This is a genomic window from Desulfosporosinus metallidurans (assembly GCF_001936615.1).
GTDB classification, from domain to species: Bacteria; Bacillota; Desulfitobacteriia; order Desulfitobacteriales; family Desulfitobacteriaceae; genus Desulfosporosinus; species Desulfosporosinus metallidurans.
On sequence record NZ_MLBF01000045.1, the window covers coordinates 23,927 to 37,608 of the forward strand.

Below are 13,682 nucleotides of genomic sequence, written 5' to 3' on the forward strand. Positions count from 1 at the left end.
TCTTGCAAGATTATCTACTGAACTGGCCTGTAAGTGATAAAATGCCAACTGTACCATACAAAATAGGGTTGCCAACTCGAGTTATTTCTATAGCAGAATAGCTATGCAAATTCTCATTCGCCTTTTAAAACCAATTGAACCATGGTATAATTTTACAAAGGAGGTGCTTTATTTGGAAGAAAAACCATTGGAATTCGAGTTTGAACGTTGGGAACGTATTGATAGTGTAATTTACGATATGACACCACCTCCCTCATCTCAACACCAAGCTATTGTCGGAAATTTATATGGTGAGTTCTATACTTATCTAAAGGGTAAACAGTGCAAGGCCTTTCCAGCACCTTTTGGGGTTTGGTTGGATGATGAAAATGACAACTATGTTGAACCTGATATAACGGTGATATGTGATCAATCAAAGATACACCCGAAAGGCTGTGTCGGTGTTCCAGACCTTGTGGTTGAGGTCTTGAGTCCGTCAACAGCGTTAAAAGACAAACGAGTCAAATTACGACGCTACCAGTTGTCAGGAGTTCGAGAATACTGGATAGTTGATCCATTGAATAAGATTGTGGAAGTTTATAATTTTTCCGAGAATGTATTTACTGAACCAGCAGTGTACGGGAAAGACGAAACAATAAACGATGGGATATTGAATGACTTAGCAATTGACTTACGCAACATATTTGACTAGAACGAAGACTGTCAAAAGGCTGGAAGCATATTTTTTGCTCCAGCCTTTTGCATTAAGCCCCTTTAGCCTTCTCTCTTCGTCACTTGCTTCGTTTCGGCTTAGTTTCCATTTCAATTCCAAACAGATCACTGATATCCGTATCCTCAATAATCCTCCGACTTTTAACCTTTGATTTTTTAAGAAATGTCTCAGTTTTCTGACTGATTGCCTCTGAAAATAAGGTCATCCACCTTCACATTGCGCAGTACGAAAAACAAGGTGGGATCATCGTCAAGCCGGGCTCCTACCCCATAGAGAACTGCCGCTACGCGTTTGCACATATTAGCCCCGTCAGGGCAGCTACATTGAAGCTTAATTTCCTTAGAGGCAGGAAACAAGCCTTTGCCCTTAGCGGTAAACACTTCCGAAAGTGCCTTGGGAAATTTACTCACAACGAGCTGAGCTCTTGCAGTGAATCGAACCTCCCCACGCAGTTCTTTAATTGTCCGTATGTTCATTTTCCTTGATAAGAGCATCTCAACTTGTCGTTCAACCCACCTAAAGGTAACGAGAATCCACTTGTCTAAAGTTATTTTCTGGTACCGCTAAGAGCCTATCTATGGTTTCCAGCATTTCTGGCTTATCATTAGGTATGTTCCCATTAATCGGAGCAAAATTCGAGACATGATCACTGAGTAGCTTGAAAGGACCTTCTAAGTTAGCTATCAGAAGACGGGTTTCCCTTAATGCTTCGTAGGGACTAAGAAGTTGAAAGCGTCCTTGGAGGTAGTCTTCATAAAGGGGCGTCCCTTTCCAAGGAACATAAGTGCGTAACCGAACAAAATCCGGAGTAAAGGCATTAAGCACCCGAGCACTTTCAAAGGCATGTTCTTGAGTACGTTCACGTCCACCAATCCCAAGGAGGATATATTCGCTCAGTTCAATACCGGCTTCTCTCACCTTGAGACCCTCTTCAATCATTTCAGCGGCAGAGAAGCCTTTTTTAATGCGACGAAGGACTTCGTCATCCCCACTCTCCATTCCCGAGTGTATACGGGTTAAGCCGGCCACTCTCAGAAGGCGAAACTCATTAAGTGTTTTTAACTTCATGAATTTTGCAGAGCCATAGACGGTCATACGTTTCAAGTAGGGAAACATTTCTCGGGCATAGTAAAGAATGTCTAAAAGCAGGTCTGTTTTCATTAAAATCGTGTTCCCGTCGGCGAAAAAGATCGATCTAACTTTGTTACCATGATAATCTCGGGCCATTAGAAGGTCCTCTTTTATATCTGCCACGGATCGGATCCGAAACTTGGTGTTTCGATACATACCACAAAATGTACAATTATTATGGGGACAGCCGATAGTCGCTTGGATCAGCAAACTATCGGCTTCGCTGGGTGGACGATAGACGGTTCCTTCGTAACGCATGAAATCGCTCCCCTCGCAATGTCTATTTGATAATATTGAAATCAAACCTTCACCGTCTTCTTCAGCACAAACCCCGGCAAAGGCTCCTTCATTTACTACTTTGCTTTTTCTCGTGCATTTAACATGTTAGAGCTTGTTCATTTTATCAGGCGTCATTCATTCGGTGCGTTTAAATTCAGATAGTAACACATGAATGGACTAGCTGGAAGCCCGCAACTTACCTCTATTCCCAGTCAAATTCGATCTGCCGTTTTTTGCGCAGTTCCTCAGATGGCGATACCTTTTTCATTTTTTCATTAATCATAACTAATACACTCCCATTCTACCCAGTATATCCAGCTTTAAGAGGTAGTTCCAATCGCTTGGTCAATCATCTTCAAAAGATAATCAGGGAAATCATCCGTATCATGTTCAACGGATATAAGTCGCTTTTTCATTCTTTTTCCGACTTCGACAGCCCCTTCCTTATTACCATACTTGCAAAGTAACTCCAATTCCTCTATCCTTTCAAACAAGGCTTCTCCACAAGCACTTTCATGTTTGTAACTTAAAAAATTGCCCTTCAAGAACCAACTCAAAGACCTTTCAAAATGCTCAATAATAACATCTGGATTGATACTTACCCTTCTTAGTACAATATCTTTTCCAAGGACTTCTTCGGACAGATCCCTTATCTGAAAATCCATATTGAAACCCTCAAAAGCTGTGAGCGCCCGTCCAAAATCATGTAAAGGAATATTCTTTCCATCTATAACCAGATAAACTTGATTTTCTTCTTCAGCATGTTGAATCCGGCATGTTCCAACGCTATTAAGGCTATATTGTTCCTTGTCGATTTGAATTGCATTATCTATAAAATACCTATCCGACAAATGTATAAGCGTTTTATATCCAAGACCAGTCAATATCTTCTGATGCAAATGTTCGATTGCCACTGCCTGATTTTCTTCAGGCTTTACGAGTATCTCAAACTGATAACCGCCCTCCATTTCTTCTGCTTTCCATACGGAAAACCCTGGCATAATCATATTTGAAATCTCAAATCGATGCATAATCCCATCGGCATCATAACCTGATATAATCTTTGGAAAGTCATCCATCTTGCTTACACCAAGTAACTCTACCATATAATCATTATGACAATCCAAACAGAAATCACCGACATTTTCTACATGAATAGTAGCTTCTATTGATTTGCACTTTTTACATTTCATGAATACGGCTCCTTTCAGACGCTTTTATCCTCTAAATCATTCATTACAAATACGTACGGGTCTTTCAAAATATCATTGGGATTGGGATTGGGATTGGAATTTGCATAAGTAATGCCGTCTTTTGCCAAACTTAAAACTTTTTCTTTACAGACCCATCCGATAAAAGTAATCGTTCAAATAGGAATGTATTTACTTGTCTTCTTCGCTCTCTCACGGAACAATAAATCAATCCTATAATTGAGAAACTCTAACGCTGCCCTTAAGCCGTGAAACAATTAACTCTTCATCATCCTGAAAGTGAGTTGTCAGGAACCTTAAGAGATCTTCTTGCCGCGGTTGGCCAAAAACTATTCTATAGGCCAACAATGTTCGCTTTAAATCATTAATATAACTCGAGGAGAAAAGAGAAGGAAATCCTGGGTTTGTGGTGGCCAAGTGGGTAAAGGGCTGATGAAATTGCCGAGTCAAGTTCCCAAAAAAGGAAGGGGTTGTCGCAGTAAGACAGCCCCTTCCTTTTTGACAAGCATTTATTTTAAGGCCTATCCACTCCAAGGTACTCCTTAATGGCTGCCTGGGTAATCTGTGAAAAGTTCACTCCTTGTTTTTCAGCAAGTTCCTTTAACCAAGCCGGTAACGTTATATTTGTCTTTACGGACCGATTATCCATCTCATTCTTCACGACTTCTGGAAACACGGTAATAGGAGCAATTATAGATCCTACAGGAGTGTCCTCAAAAGGCGGCTGCGTAGGAGTTGGAATTATGTCCCCGTCTTTCTCCATACCCCAAAGATGTAGCCCCAAAGCTTCTTTTGCCATAGCCTGAGCGTGCTGAAAATCATCGCCCATTGAAATACATCCCGGTAGATCTGGAAAATACACACCAAATGCCCCATGGGTAGACGGTTCAAAAATAGCAAAATAAGTTAATTTACGCAAGTTAATCACCTCTAAAAGATTATTTATTTAAGAGCAGGGTGCGGGCTTATTTCAACCCCGCCTGCTTCCATATGCTGTTAACTGTACCGATTGGAATATCGCCTTTGTGGTTCGGTAATGTTACCTTTCCTGATTTTGTTGGGTGTATCAACTGGATATGTGAGCCCTTAGTTTCTTTCTCTATCCAACCTTCCTGCTTCAGTATCTTTAGGACTTCCCGAAACGTCATTATGTTCTCCTCATTTCAATTACATTATACGCATAATTTATGCGTATATCAATATGTATTAGGAGTATTTTTTATGCGTAATCGAGTAGGAGGCTACCCATTATTTGAGTAGCCGACCTTTCACCCCAGCCCAATGCTTTAAGCTATCGTGCCGCCGTACCACAATCGACTATAAAAAGCATCCTAAATGATGAGAGCCTGAACCCTGGTATTGTAATAATTAAAAAGTTGTGTGATGGTTTAGAAATCTCACTGTCGGACTTTTTTAATACGGATGTCTTTAGCAATTTAGAACAAGAACTCACATGAATCTCCGATTTTACGCTGCATCTCCCCGAAATCTTTAACCGTAAATGCTTTGTTTTGGTTGGCTTTCCCGCCAAGCATACCTAAAACGCATTTTTGAATTATCAGCCCCCCATTCTCTCCTGCATAGCTTTGATTAAAAAATCATTTGAGCTGGTCGATGAATAGCCGGCCGAAAAATCCGATCTAAAGGAAGTGAAAGCATGGCCGTCACAACAAGCAGAGTGCTAAGGTTGACTTTCACGACCGCCGGCGGCAAAACGTTAGCGATTACGATCCCCAATCCGAGGGAAGACCTGCAGCAGGCTGAGGCCGTGGCCGCGATGGACTCGATTATTGCGAGTGATCTATTCCTTACGTCCAGCGGCGCGCTGACCGGAATACGGGACATTAGGGTAATAGATACCACAACCAACGACCTTTTCGACCCGCCGCAGGCTTAACCGGTTGCTTTTAAGACGTAAGCGTCAAATACCAAAGTGTATAGAAATAGAGTAAAAACCAGTGTAAACTAGGTTTTTGCTCTAGAAGCAGGCATAAGCAAAACAAGATGAGAGGAAATTCACCTCTTATCTTGTTTTCATATGGGGATAAAAATTGGAAGTGCATTCCAATTTGAGAACAAACATAGCCGCTATATCGATTAGCAAGGAAATGGGTACCCTATGCTACCCCAAAAACTCTCTGATATACTTAAAAAACTAAGGCTACGGCCTCGGTCCCTTTTATTATCTTCTCTGATATTTCGATTTCATAGTCCTGCTCTATAAAGTCCTTTGGGATACTCAGGATTCCTTAATATGAAATGGCATGTTTAATGTTACCCCCGTATCGACGAAGCAATACTCATCGTGATATGAAAAATATTAATCCTTACTTATCGATTCAAGTAACTTCTGAAGATATTCTATTTGTTCAGGCGAAAGCTTTCTGGCTGTATCCACCAGACGGCGAAGTTCCGGCTCAAGCTGCGGGCGTTCCTCAGCGAAAAATTCTGTAAGCGTGACATTGAGCGCCGAACATATCTTTTCGATCGTAATAGCGTTTGGTGATTTCTTCCCAGCTTCTATATCGCTAATCGTAGTTTGACCAATTTCCGCAATATTGGCCAAATCTTTTTGACTTAACTTATTCTTCTTTCTTAATTCCAAAAATTTAGTACCATAATCTATTCCCATTATTTCACTCCCTATCGCTAAAGCAATTATAGCAAATAAAAAAGCCAGTCAATAGTTCTCTAAAGCGGTTGTAAAATACTGCAAAAGCAATTACAATTGTTATTAAAAGGAAGTATGCTTTTATGCAAAATCTTAACTATCTTCGAACCAAACAAAAACTGTCTCAGGCTGAGCTTTCCAGACGCTCCAGTGTTTCCCAAACCTATATTTCTGAACTGGAGGCCAACAAGAAACAGCCTACCTATCCCATCCTGAAGAAACTCGCTGCCGCTCTCGATGTTAGTATTGCCGAACTGATCGGAGAACAATCCCCTAAACAGCGGGAGGAAGACGATGTCCAGACAACACCTCAATGATTTTGAGATTGGCTATGAATATGTCCGCAAGCGCTATTCGTTTTTGGCCAAATATAGCTCCCAATATTTATGGGAACTGGGAAAAGCTTTCCTACAGACAAGGGGTACTAACGCCGAGCTTTCCAGAGGCATGGGATTCTATTTCCTCGAGTTAGGAATTAAAATGCGCCTTGCTGAAATTACACCGGCCCATAAAAAAGAAGACTGCGTTTAGCAGTCCGCTTTGCTTTCTTCATCAGCATCTCCCCCACTTGTCACATTTTCTCCTTCATACCACTCACTAAAAAATCAATAACCTTGATTTTTCAGTGAGTGGTACCCGGATCCTTTGCAACGAAGTTGCTCAGCCCCCAAGTCAGTTCCTTGAATGTTCTAAAACCACAGTGATCTCTTCTGTTCCGTAGGGAGGATTACTACCCGGTGGCAGCTGGATTTAACCCCTCTAAGAATTGGTCGTATTAAACGATAAATTTGTCTTGATAACGGGGGGCCATACTTTCAGCGTCTTCGCCATGTTTTCAACAATCTTACTCGCCGTCTCCCTGTATTTTTCCTTCATCTCTGGATCCGTTCTGTCTAATACGGTGAGCATTTTCAGCAGCGCTTCATATGCTTTGATCATGTTATCGCGGTGAATGGTGAATTGTGCGTCGGCCGTCATGAGGGAGGATTTGGTTTCCGCGGTTGCAATATTTCCTGTTGTGGTTTACCTAACGATTGAAAGTTAGGCTTGAATAATCCTTCATCTCCAAGCTTGACTGCTGCATATTTCGTTACTACCCCAAAGACTGAATGGCTGATTAGGCTATTTATAGTATTTTTTGCACCTACCGGATACATGCTTGTAGCTCCCATTTTTGCCAAGAAGCCATACATTGTAGTCCATGAAAGGTGACCCAACCCTATTCCCTTGGTAACGTAATGATCTTTTCCTGTAAATGAAAGAAGATAGACTGCAGATACCCCCAACATTGCTCCAATAATATTATCTGCAACATGACCTATAATCTGAACGCTTTTTGCCTTTTTCTTAAAAAACATCGTACTCTTTGGCATAAAAATACCAGCAGCATAAGTCGGTCCATCTGATTTTCCTATCTTCAAAACTCTAATTAATATAGAAGCGGTTGATTGCTTTGCAAGGTTGCCCAATAATCCACTAACAATTCCCAGAGTCATTCTATCTTTGATTTTCTTAGTTGAAAACACCTCCCCGACTTTTTATCGCTATCTCTACCCTAAAATGATTAACTATTCTTGAAACAAATAAATCATCCTTTTTCCTGTTACTTCATAAAAATAGTGAAGCACTTTCGTGAACACAGCAAATATATTTAGCCCTTGTGTCGCCTCATCACGCCCAAAAATTAGAACCCGGTATAATCCGGGTCATTCATTTGAACTTTCCATTTTAGACATTCGCCCTATTACCTTAAACTCCAATTATTCTTAAACTCAGCAGTATAAATGCCGCCCAGCCTCTAATTCAGCGTTGGACGGCTTTCAATCTACTAGTTGACGGTTCATGGCAGGATATACCAATCAGCCTGTCGAATTCATATACGAATTGCCTGCATTTGTAGGATGTGAAGTAAAAAGGGGGCAATGTTAAGGTGGAAACATTGGATGCAATTGCGAAACATATCTCACAACTAGAAAATAGTTTATTGACATCTGAAATAAGAAAGTCACCACAAAAAATAGCCGGACTATTAGTACATGACTTTATTGAGTTTACAGGTTCAGGGAGTGAATACCATTATAAAAATGGTGATGTATTTCAAGAGCAAAATGATAATTCTAATTTGGACTGGGAAATAATTGATTTTAAGATTAGAGAGTTAGCTACAGATTGTATATTAGCGATGTACAAAGTAAATAAACATAGCGAATTAGATGAAAGGAAGAAGTATTCACTCCGTAGTTCCATATGGAAACGTTATGATAGTAAATGGAAGATAGTTTTCCATCAAGGAACGCCAACATCTTAATGAACTTAAATAGAATTTCGAAAATTTAAAGATATTAATCTATTTCTGCTGAATAAAAGACACTATATGTTCAAGAGGAGATTCCCAATTTCAGGGTAATTGTTAAGCAAAATGGTTATAATTACCTAAATGTAAAACCGTGGAAGGTGGATAAATGCGAAAGAAATGGTTGGTCCTAATATTGCTTGTAATAGGGTTAGGGTTTACAAGTGCCTTTATCTTACATAGCTACAAGAATTTCAAGGTACAACAGGGTTTCGTACCCTTACCGTTGTCCTTCGATCCCTATACGTCTGTTTCCACATATGACTGGGATGGTAATATGGTTAGCATTGAGGGAGGTTTTGTAAAAGGGAAAGTCGTCGATAACTCTAACCAAGAAAGTTTACTGCTTCGATCTCTTTCGCCAACCCCTATCGTTTCATTTAAGAGTGAAATAAAAAAGTCATATGGCATTAGATTGGAAAACGTGAACCCTGCTATGATAAAGACCAGTGATCAAATCGGAAATCTTAAGACTATTGACCCGCACACTATTTCATTTACAGTAGACCTTCAGGCGAACCAGCCAAAAACCATTAAATTTGAACTTAGTGCTCAAGAGAATCCTGAAGTGATCATGCTAGGGGATAATAGAAACGGCTATGGTACGTTCTCTAACATCATCGACCAAGTAAACGCTATTAAACCTGCCTTTGTTGTAGACAACGGCGATCTCGTCTACGGAGGAGAACCGAATAGGTATAGGCTTTTTTACGAGACTGTTTCCAAGCTTCAAGTTCCACTCTATACGACTTTAGGAAATCACGACATCCGCGAGAACGGTCTGCCAATATATACAGAACTTTTTGGTCCTGCTTACTATTCCTTTGACTATTTGAAGAACCACTTTATCTTTTTGGACAGTTCAAGAGGGTGGACAGAAAAAACGGCCATCCCTCCTGAACAATATCGTTGGCTTGAAGCAGACCTTCAAAAAGCGCACGGTAAACGCATTTTCGTAGTTTCCCACATTCCTCCCACTGACCCCCGAGCCAATGTTACGCCGAATACATATCCCGAATCACAAAAAACTGGCGTATTGCAAAAATTGATGAACAAGTTAAGTGGTACAAGTGATATAGACCATGCGTTCAACGACAAAGCCGAAGCCAAAAAGTTTGAAGACTTAATGACTAAGTATAAGGTTGATACTGTTTTCTTGTCGCACATTCATAGCTTTTTCAGCTTTGTAAGAGGAAACGTTAGGTACATTATTACTGGAGGAGCTGGAGCTGAACTTCTAAGTCAAGGCAGCGAATACCATTATATTCGTGTTCATATAACAGATGATGAGAATTATTTAGAGATAGTTGAATTGCCGTCTCCGCCTAATCAAATAATCGATAGATATTGGGCTGCGGCACAGTTATTCATTAGTTCAACCTATAAAGAATATTCTTCGCTTGTATTAGCTATTGGCCTATTTCTAGTATTGATCATAGGCTGGATACTTTGGGTATTGCGCCATAAATGGTGGCCGTTCCTTAAAAAGTTAGGTCGCTGGATTTATGAGGTAGCAAAACTTTCCATTCTAAAGTACAAAGAAATTGTCCGGAATAAATAAGTAATAGTTCTTTCATATCTTATACACCCCTTTACTGACTTCATCTTACTGTTTTATTAGAAACGTTTCAATAACTCGATATTTGATATTCATGTAAACTCAACTCACGGTTGAACATCAACAGCAGGTAATCGAATAAGCAAGAGACATTTTTACCCAACACTTATTATTATCCTGTGAAGGAACGCTACAACCTTACTGAGACTCGCCGAGAGAGTTCATACGTCGCATTGTTTTTAAAACCCAGTAGTAAAAATACCGCCCAACCTCTATGTAGGTGGACGGTATTCGAAGGATGGCATTACAGGCAATACAACGCATAATAAGAAAAATGTGACTTATACATTTACTCCAGAACGCGTTACTCTTAATTTCTTTAGTAGATACCCAATCAAGTATCCAATAGCACCGGCTGACCATGATGAAATCATACTTATTATAGGGGTTAGATAAAGAGTGTTAGTACCAGTCGTATAAAAATATCTTAGTCCATAAGTAGGTACCATGATAAGTATAAATGTAGGAAGCGCAATGATTGCAAATTTGCCAATAGGTGCCATAAGATGAGCAATTAGACATATTGAACCACCAATTCCCCAATATAGTGAGATGAATTTCATAAAGCCCTTCTTCTCCGTATAGCCCATGACTATTCCGTATAATAGTAAAGCTACTAAAAAGACTATTGTCACAATTAAACCTTCAAGCTTATCTGGAACTGTACCCCATTCCCCCAAGAAAGATGCCCAATTGGACTCGTAGCCAAACAGGATCGCAAATATTGATATGAAGGGAATAAAAAGAAAATTGATTTTTATAATTTCCACCTCTCCTTCCACCTTATAAAAGTTTAACAACCTTGATATATTTGATACGCATTTTCCTACGAATGCGTCACCCGAAAAGGAAGGGGATTCGGTATCGTAAATTAGGTGTTTCTGAAACAGTGAAGTGTTACTTTATTATTAAAATGATCGTTATGCTTGATCACTACCTTTCTCTTCTGGTCTAGAATTTTTCAGCGAAATAACCGGGCTTTCTTCTTCAGAATAATCGTATTCTCCTTGCTGCTGCGCTTCAACAAGAATATCAACAGCATTTGCAACTTTGGCGGCAAGTTGGAAATACATTTCCTTATAATCTGGCACGCGAAATACACCCCTCTGCATAATTAGTGTTATATAACTAATTATGACACATAATATTCCTTAGTGCTATATCACTAACAAAACTTATTTTTCTTTTGTATGCTTTAATTAGTGATAACTCACTAGGAGGTGTATTCATGGATACGAGACAAGCAGTAGTGAATAGAATTGTTGAACTTTGCAAAGAACGCAAAATAACACCCAATGCTTTGAGCTATCGTGCCGCTGTACCACAATCGACTATAAAAAGCATCCTAAATGATGAGAGCCTGAACCCTGGTATTGTAACAATTAAAAAGTTGTGTGATGGTTTAGAAATCTCACTGTCGGACTTTTTTAATACGGATGTCTTTTGCAATTTAGAACAAGAACTCACATGAATCACCGATATTACGCTGCATCTCCCCGAAATCTTTAACCGTAAATGCTTTGTTTTGGTTGGCTTTCCCGCCAAGCACACCTAAAACTCATTTTTGAATGATCAGCCCCCCATTCACTCCTGCATAGCTTTGATTAAAAAATCATTTGTGCTGGTCGATGAATAGCCGGCCGAAAAATCCGATCTAAAGGAAGTGAAAGCATGGCCGTCACAACAAGCAGAGTGCTAAGGTTGACTTTCACGACCGCCGGCGGCAAAACGTTAGCGATTACGATCCCCAATCCGAAGGTAGACCTGCAGCAGGCTGAAGCCGCGCCGCGATGAACTCGATTATTGCGAGTGATCTATTCCTTACGTCCAGCGGTGAGCTGACCGGAATACGGGACATTAGGGTAATAGATTCCTCAACCAACGACCTTTTCGACCCGCCGCAGGCTTAACCGGATGCTTTTAGACGTAAGCGTCAAATAACAAAGTGTATAGAAATAGAGCAAAAACCAGTGTAAACTTGGTTTTTGCTCTATTTGCAGGTCGAACACGTTGCTATCTATGCAAATTCTCATTCGCCTTTTAAAACTAATTGAACTGTTACTCCCCAACACTTGTCCATATTATTTTGAGCTAGACGCGCATAGATGCCTAATTCAATAAGAAAGCCTTTGCGATGAGGAGCACCCTGAGGTAGAGGTAATCGGCCTGAGGGGGGAGAGAGGGTTAGGTTAGTTCTCCCCTCGATGACTCTCCCTTTGCAACGGCATAAACGTCAAAGTTTGATCCTCAATCCGATTCTGTTCGGAAGTATTCGCGAACATCGCTCTCTCCTCAATTAAATCAGTATTACAAAAAGGACATGGCCATGATCCACGCTCACTTGAGCTATACGAAGCATTGCCACAGACTCGACAGTTTTTTCTGAACATGATAACAACCCCTCCCCGCTTCTAGTCTTGTGTTTAGATTAACAGCTGACATGGACAGAATCCGTCTAACAATCGTACAAGCATTTCTAGCAAATCTCGCCCAAAATCTATTGTCTCTCGACCTATCCCTTGAATTGTTGTTTTCACTTTGGACATTTTATTGAGTCATAATTTTGCCCGCTTATTTATTTCGCTGAGACAACTATACAACTGACCTTGGACAAAAATATGTTTTCCCTATTACGTTGCATACAAAAAGAAGTAATAGCTTGAAGATAGAACACTACGGGGTTTAGTCACTGAGGCGTTTTATAAAGGGATCGGGAAAGAAAAGTTCGGCAAAAGCAAAAAGAGCCAGGCAGCAACAGCTGAAAAGCTGGCAACTTGGTTCTCGGATTACTATGGAGGGACTGACCATGAAGACGCTATAAAAAACATCTTCATTCAGGCAATCATTCTCGAGAAGATTTATCCCAGACATTTGCCATTAGTGAGCGAGCTTTAAGCGATGACCTAAATACTCGTTCAGCATAATCTGAATCTGAAGTAAACTTATCAATAGAAACATTCAATTCTTTAAACAGCCTAATCCATTGGTTTGGTGTTCCTTTATATAATCCTTGTTCGATCCGAAAGAGATACTGCCTCTTCAAGCCTGTTCTTCGTTCTAATTCTCGCAGAGTTATTCCCCGATCTAACCGCCATCTTTTCAAGTTTCGACCAAAATGGCATTCATTCACTTTCCTCATCTCCTTACTCACAATGCAGATAGAATTCACAATATTAATCATTATGGCATCAATTGTACTATTTTGTGAACTATAAAGGGTTTATTTTCTTAATAAAAGAACAAAATAACAGAGTCATTTTTAGCAAGTTGTTATGAACCTTGGAATATATGGCAAGTATCTAAGAAAGGGGGCATGCCCGTGCTCTAACTCGGAAAACGACTTAAAGAAATTCGGCTGACCAAAGGTCTCAGTGCTATAAAGTTATCTCAACGGTCTGGGGTGGCTCGTAGCCTCATCAGCCAGTTGGAGAACGGAAAGCGCCAATCAACCGGTATTGATACCATTTATCGTTTAGCACTGGCCCTTGAAGTTTCTCCCACCCTCTTTCTAAACAACGAACCGCCCTCTAACGTTCACTATAAGGAGGATCTTTCTCCATTTGTGCTTAATGAAGGAAGTCAACCCTATCTCCGCCTGGCACAAAAAGCAGAAAAGTCCGGTCTATCACCGGATCTGCTGGGAGAACTAATTGATATTATCGTTAGACTTCGTTCAACCCCCCCTTTATCCTAAAAAAATCTTTATT

General features: G+C 40.2%; 21 protein-coding genes and 1 pseudogene. 9 read left to right on the forward strand and 13 right to left on the reverse strand.

Annotation, left to right across the window (positions count from 1 at the left end):
• Nucleotides 1-163: 163 nt before the first annotated feature.
• The gene (locus DSOL_RS19875) at nucleotides 164-691 is read left to right on the forward strand and encodes a Uma2 family endonuclease (protein WP_235838914.1); all 528 of its coding nucleotides are present in this window, start codon (nucleotides 164-166) and stop codon (nucleotides 689-691) included.
• 188 nt (nucleotides 692-879) lie between these two features.
• Here DSOL_RS19875 and DSOL_RS19880 read toward each other — a convergent pair whose 3' ends face one another.
• From DSOL_RS19880 to DSOL_RS19905, 5 genes are all read right to left on the reverse strand, one after another.
• Nucleotides 880-1,188 carry a hypothetical protein gene (locus DSOL_RS19880; protein ID WP_139314545.1) on the reverse strand — a complete coding sequence of 103 codons (309 nt, stop codon included), beginning with the start codon at nucleotides 1,186-1,188 and terminating at the stop codon, nucleotides 880-882.
• Between the two features lie 40 nt (nucleotides 1,189-1,228).
• Nucleotides 1,229-2,101: a radical SAM protein gene (locus DSOL_RS19885; RefSeq protein ID WP_075366538.1), complete on the reverse strand. Its 873-nt coding sequence runs from the start codon at nucleotides 2,099-2,101 to the stop codon at nucleotides 1,229-1,231.
• Nucleotides 2,102-2,442: 341 nt separating this feature from the next.
• Nucleotides 2,443-3,315: a DUF7686 domain-containing protein gene (locus DSOL_RS19890; RefSeq protein ID WP_075366539.1), complete on the reverse strand. Its 873-nt coding sequence runs from the start codon at nucleotides 3,313-3,315 to the stop codon at nucleotides 2,443-2,445.
• Nucleotides 3,316-3,847: 532 nt separating this feature from the next.
• The gene (locus tag DSOL_RS19900; protein ID WP_075366541.1) at nucleotides 3,848-4,252 is read right to left on the reverse strand and encodes a type II toxin-antitoxin system HicB family antitoxin; all 405 of its coding nucleotides are present in this window, start codon (nucleotides 4,250-4,252) and stop codon (nucleotides 3,848-3,850) included.
• A gap of 46 nt (nucleotides 4,253-4,298) precedes the next feature.
• A complete protein-coding gene (locus DSOL_RS19905; RefSeq protein ID WP_075366542.1) occupies nucleotides 4,299-4,481 on the reverse strand; it encodes a type II toxin-antitoxin system HicA family toxin in 183 nt (60 codons plus the stop codon).
• 509 nt (nucleotides 4,482-4,990) lie between these two features.
• Between DSOL_RS19905 and DSOL_RS19915 the strand changes: the two genes are divergently transcribed.
• A complete protein-coding gene (locus DSOL_RS19915; protein WP_075366543.1) occupies nucleotides 4,991-5,230 on the forward strand; it encodes a DUF2922 domain-containing protein in 240 nt (79 codons plus the stop codon).
• 423 nt (nucleotides 5,231-5,653) lie between these two features.
• Here DSOL_RS19915 and DSOL_RS19920 read toward each other — a convergent pair whose 3' ends face one another.
• Complete coding sequence (locus DSOL_RS19920; RefSeq protein ID WP_075366544.1) at nucleotides 5,654-5,965, reverse strand: helix-turn-helix domain-containing protein; 312 nt, start codon at nucleotides 5,963-5,965, stop codon at nucleotides 5,654-5,656.
• A gap of 122 nt (nucleotides 5,966-6,087) precedes the next feature.
• On the opposite strand from DSOL_RS19920, the gene DSOL_RS19925 reads away from it, so the two are divergent.
• Both DSOL_RS19925 and DSOL_RS19930 read left to right on the forward strand, forming a co-directional pair.
• Nucleotides 6,088-6,321, forward strand: coding sequence for a helix-turn-helix domain-containing protein (locus tag DSOL_RS19925; protein ID WP_075366545.1), 234 nt, complete (start codon nucleotides 6,088-6,090; stop codon nucleotides 6,319-6,321).
• Nucleotides 6,299-6,535, forward strand: a complete 237-nt coding sequence (locus DSOL_RS19930) for a hypothetical protein (RefSeq protein ID WP_075366546.1) — start codon at nucleotides 6,299-6,301, stop codon at nucleotides 6,533-6,535. Before DSOL_RS19925 ends, DSOL_RS19930 begins: the two co-directional genes overlap by 23 nt.
• 228 nt (nucleotides 6,536-6,763) lie before the next feature.
• Here the strand turns inward: DSOL_RS19930 and DSOL_RS19935 are convergent, their stop codons facing one another.
• Both DSOL_RS19935 and DSOL_RS19940 read right to left on the reverse strand, forming a co-directional pair.
• Nucleotides 6,764-6,982, reverse strand: a complete 219-nt coding sequence (locus DSOL_RS19935; RefSeq protein WP_235838912.1) for a hypothetical protein — start codon at nucleotides 6,980-6,982, stop codon at nucleotides 6,764-6,766.
• Nucleotides 6,979-7,530, reverse strand: coding sequence for a hypothetical protein (locus tag DSOL_RS19940; RefSeq protein ID WP_170871577.1), 552 nt, complete (start codon nucleotides 7,528-7,530; stop codon nucleotides 6,979-6,981). The genes DSOL_RS19935 and DSOL_RS19940 overlap by 4 nt, the downstream gene beginning before the upstream one ends.
• Before the next feature lie 413 nt (nucleotides 7,531-7,943).
• Between DSOL_RS19940 and DSOL_RS19945 the strand changes: the two genes are divergently transcribed.
• On the forward strand, nucleotides 7,944-8,312 hold the full coding sequence (locus tag DSOL_RS19945; protein WP_075366553.1) for a nuclear transport factor 2 family protein: 369 nt from the start codon (nucleotides 7,944-7,946) through the stop codon (nucleotides 8,310-8,312).
• Between the two features lie 154 nt (nucleotides 8,313-8,466).
• Nucleotides 8,467-9,918 carry a metallophosphoesterase family protein gene (locus tag DSOL_RS19950; protein ID WP_075366548.1) on the forward strand — a complete coding sequence of 484 codons (1,452 nt, stop codon included), beginning with the start codon at nucleotides 8,467-8,469 and terminating at the stop codon, nucleotides 9,916-9,918.
• Nucleotides 9,919-10,256: 338 nt separating this feature from the next.
• Here the strand turns inward: DSOL_RS19950 and DSOL_RS19955 are convergent, their stop codons facing one another.
• Nucleotides 10,257-10,745, reverse strand: coding sequence for a hypothetical protein (locus tag DSOL_RS19955; RefSeq protein WP_075366549.1), 489 nt, complete (start codon nucleotides 10,743-10,745; stop codon nucleotides 10,257-10,259).
• A 150-nt stretch (nucleotides 10,746-10,895) separates the two neighbouring features.
• The gene (locus DSOL_RS28135; protein ID WP_170871578.1) at nucleotides 10,896-11,066 is read right to left on the reverse strand and encodes a hypothetical protein; all 171 of its coding nucleotides are present in this window, start codon (nucleotides 11,064-11,066) and stop codon (nucleotides 10,896-10,898) included.
• Nucleotides 11,067-11,203: 137 nt separating this feature from the next.
• Here DSOL_RS28135 and DSOL_RS19960 point away from each other — a divergent pair, with 137 nt between their 5' ends.
• Nucleotides 11,204-11,446, forward strand: a complete 243-nt coding sequence (locus DSOL_RS19960) for a helix-turn-helix transcriptional regulator (protein ID WP_075366550.1) — start codon at nucleotides 11,204-11,206, stop codon at nucleotides 11,444-11,446.
• A 133-nt stretch (nucleotides 11,447-11,579) separates the two neighbouring features.
• On the opposite strand, the gene DSOL_RS29110 is transcribed toward DSOL_RS19960, so the two are convergent.
• On the reverse strand, nucleotides 11,580-11,726 hold the full coding sequence (locus DSOL_RS29110; protein ID WP_235838916.1) for a hypothetical protein: 147 nt from the start codon (nucleotides 11,724-11,726) through the stop codon (nucleotides 11,580-11,582).
• On the opposite strand from DSOL_RS29110, the pseudogene DSOL_RS19965 reads away from it, so the two are divergent.
• Nucleotides 11,668-11,885, forward strand: a pseudogene (locus tag DSOL_RS19965) (DUF2922 domain-containing protein). The gene DSOL_RS29110 and the pseudogene DSOL_RS19965 sit on opposite strands and share 59 nt — an antisense overlap.
• A 279-nt stretch (nucleotides 11,886-12,164) precedes the next feature.
• Here the strand turns inward: DSOL_RS19965 and DSOL_RS27480 are convergent.
• Together DSOL_RS27480 and DSOL_RS19970 are read right to left on the reverse strand one after the other, a co-directional pair.
• Nucleotides 12,165-12,365: a hypothetical protein gene (locus DSOL_RS27480; protein ID WP_139314546.1), complete on the reverse strand. Its 201-nt coding sequence runs from the start codon at nucleotides 12,363-12,365 to the stop codon at nucleotides 12,165-12,167.
• Between the two features lie 452 nt (nucleotides 12,366-12,817).
• Nucleotides 12,818-13,105 carry a helix-turn-helix domain-containing protein gene (locus DSOL_RS19970; RefSeq protein WP_075366551.1) on the reverse strand — a complete coding sequence of 96 codons (288 nt, stop codon included), beginning with the start codon at nucleotides 13,103-13,105 and terminating at the stop codon, nucleotides 12,818-12,820.
• Between the two features lie 246 nt (nucleotides 13,106-13,351).
• Here DSOL_RS19970 and DSOL_RS19975 point away from each other — a divergent pair, with 246 nt between their 5' ends.
• Nucleotides 13,352-13,669 carry a helix-turn-helix domain-containing protein gene (locus DSOL_RS19975; RefSeq protein WP_235838915.1) on the forward strand — a complete coding sequence of 106 codons (318 nt, stop codon included), beginning with the start codon at nucleotides 13,352-13,354 and terminating at the stop codon, nucleotides 13,667-13,669.
• Nucleotides 13,670-13,682 lie beyond the last annotated feature (13 nt).

Excerpts from the sequence above, each read along its gene's own strand:
- DSOL_RS19920 (WP_075366544.1), bottom strand. The coding sequence starts at position 5,965 with ATGGGAATAGATTATGGTACTAAATTTTTGGAATTAAGAAAGAAGAAT.
- DSOL_RS19925 (WP_075366545.1), top strand. The coding sequence starts at position 6,088 with ATGCAAAATCTTAACTATCTTCGAACCAAACAAAAACTGTCTCAGGCT.
- DSOL_RS19885 (WP_075366538.1), bottom strand. The coding sequence starts at position 2,101 with ATGCGTTACGAAGGAACCGTCTATCGTCCACCCAGCGAAGCCGATAGT.
- DSOL_RS19930 (WP_075366546.1), top strand. The coding sequence starts at position 6,299 with ATGTCCAGACAACACCTCAATGATTTTGAGATTGGCTATGAATATGTC.
- DSOL_RS19960 (WP_075366550.1), top strand. The coding sequence starts at position 11,204 with ATGGATACGAGACAAGCAGTAGTGAATAGAATTGTTGAACTTTGCAAA.
- DSOL_RS19950 (WP_075366548.1), top strand. The coding sequence starts at position 8,467 with ATGCGAAAGAAATGGTTGGTCCTAATATTGCTTGTAATAGGGTTAGGG.
- DSOL_RS19915 (WP_075366543.1), top strand. The coding sequence starts at position 4,991 with ATGGCCGTCACAACAAGCAGAGTGCTAAGGTTGACTTTCACGACCGCC.
- DSOL_RS19880 (WP_139314545.1), bottom strand. The coding sequence starts at position 1,188 with ATGAACATACGGACAATTAAAGAACTGCGTGGGGAGGTTCGATTCACT.
- DSOL_RS27480 (WP_139314546.1), bottom strand. The coding sequence starts at position 12,365 with ATGTTCAGAAAAAACTGTCGAGTCTGTGGCAATGCTTCGTATAGCTCA.
- DSOL_RS19905 (WP_075366542.1), bottom strand. The coding sequence starts at position 4,481 with ATGACGTTTCGGGAAGTCCTAAAGATACTGAAGCAGGAAGGTTGGATA.
- DSOL_RS19935 (WP_235838912.1), bottom strand. The coding sequence starts at position 6,982 with ATGACGGCCGACGCACAATTCACCATTCACCGCGATAACATGATCAAA.
- DSOL_RS19890 (WP_075366539.1), bottom strand. The coding sequence starts at position 3,315 with ATGAAATGTAAAAAGTGCAAATCAATAGAAGCTACTATTCATGTAGAA.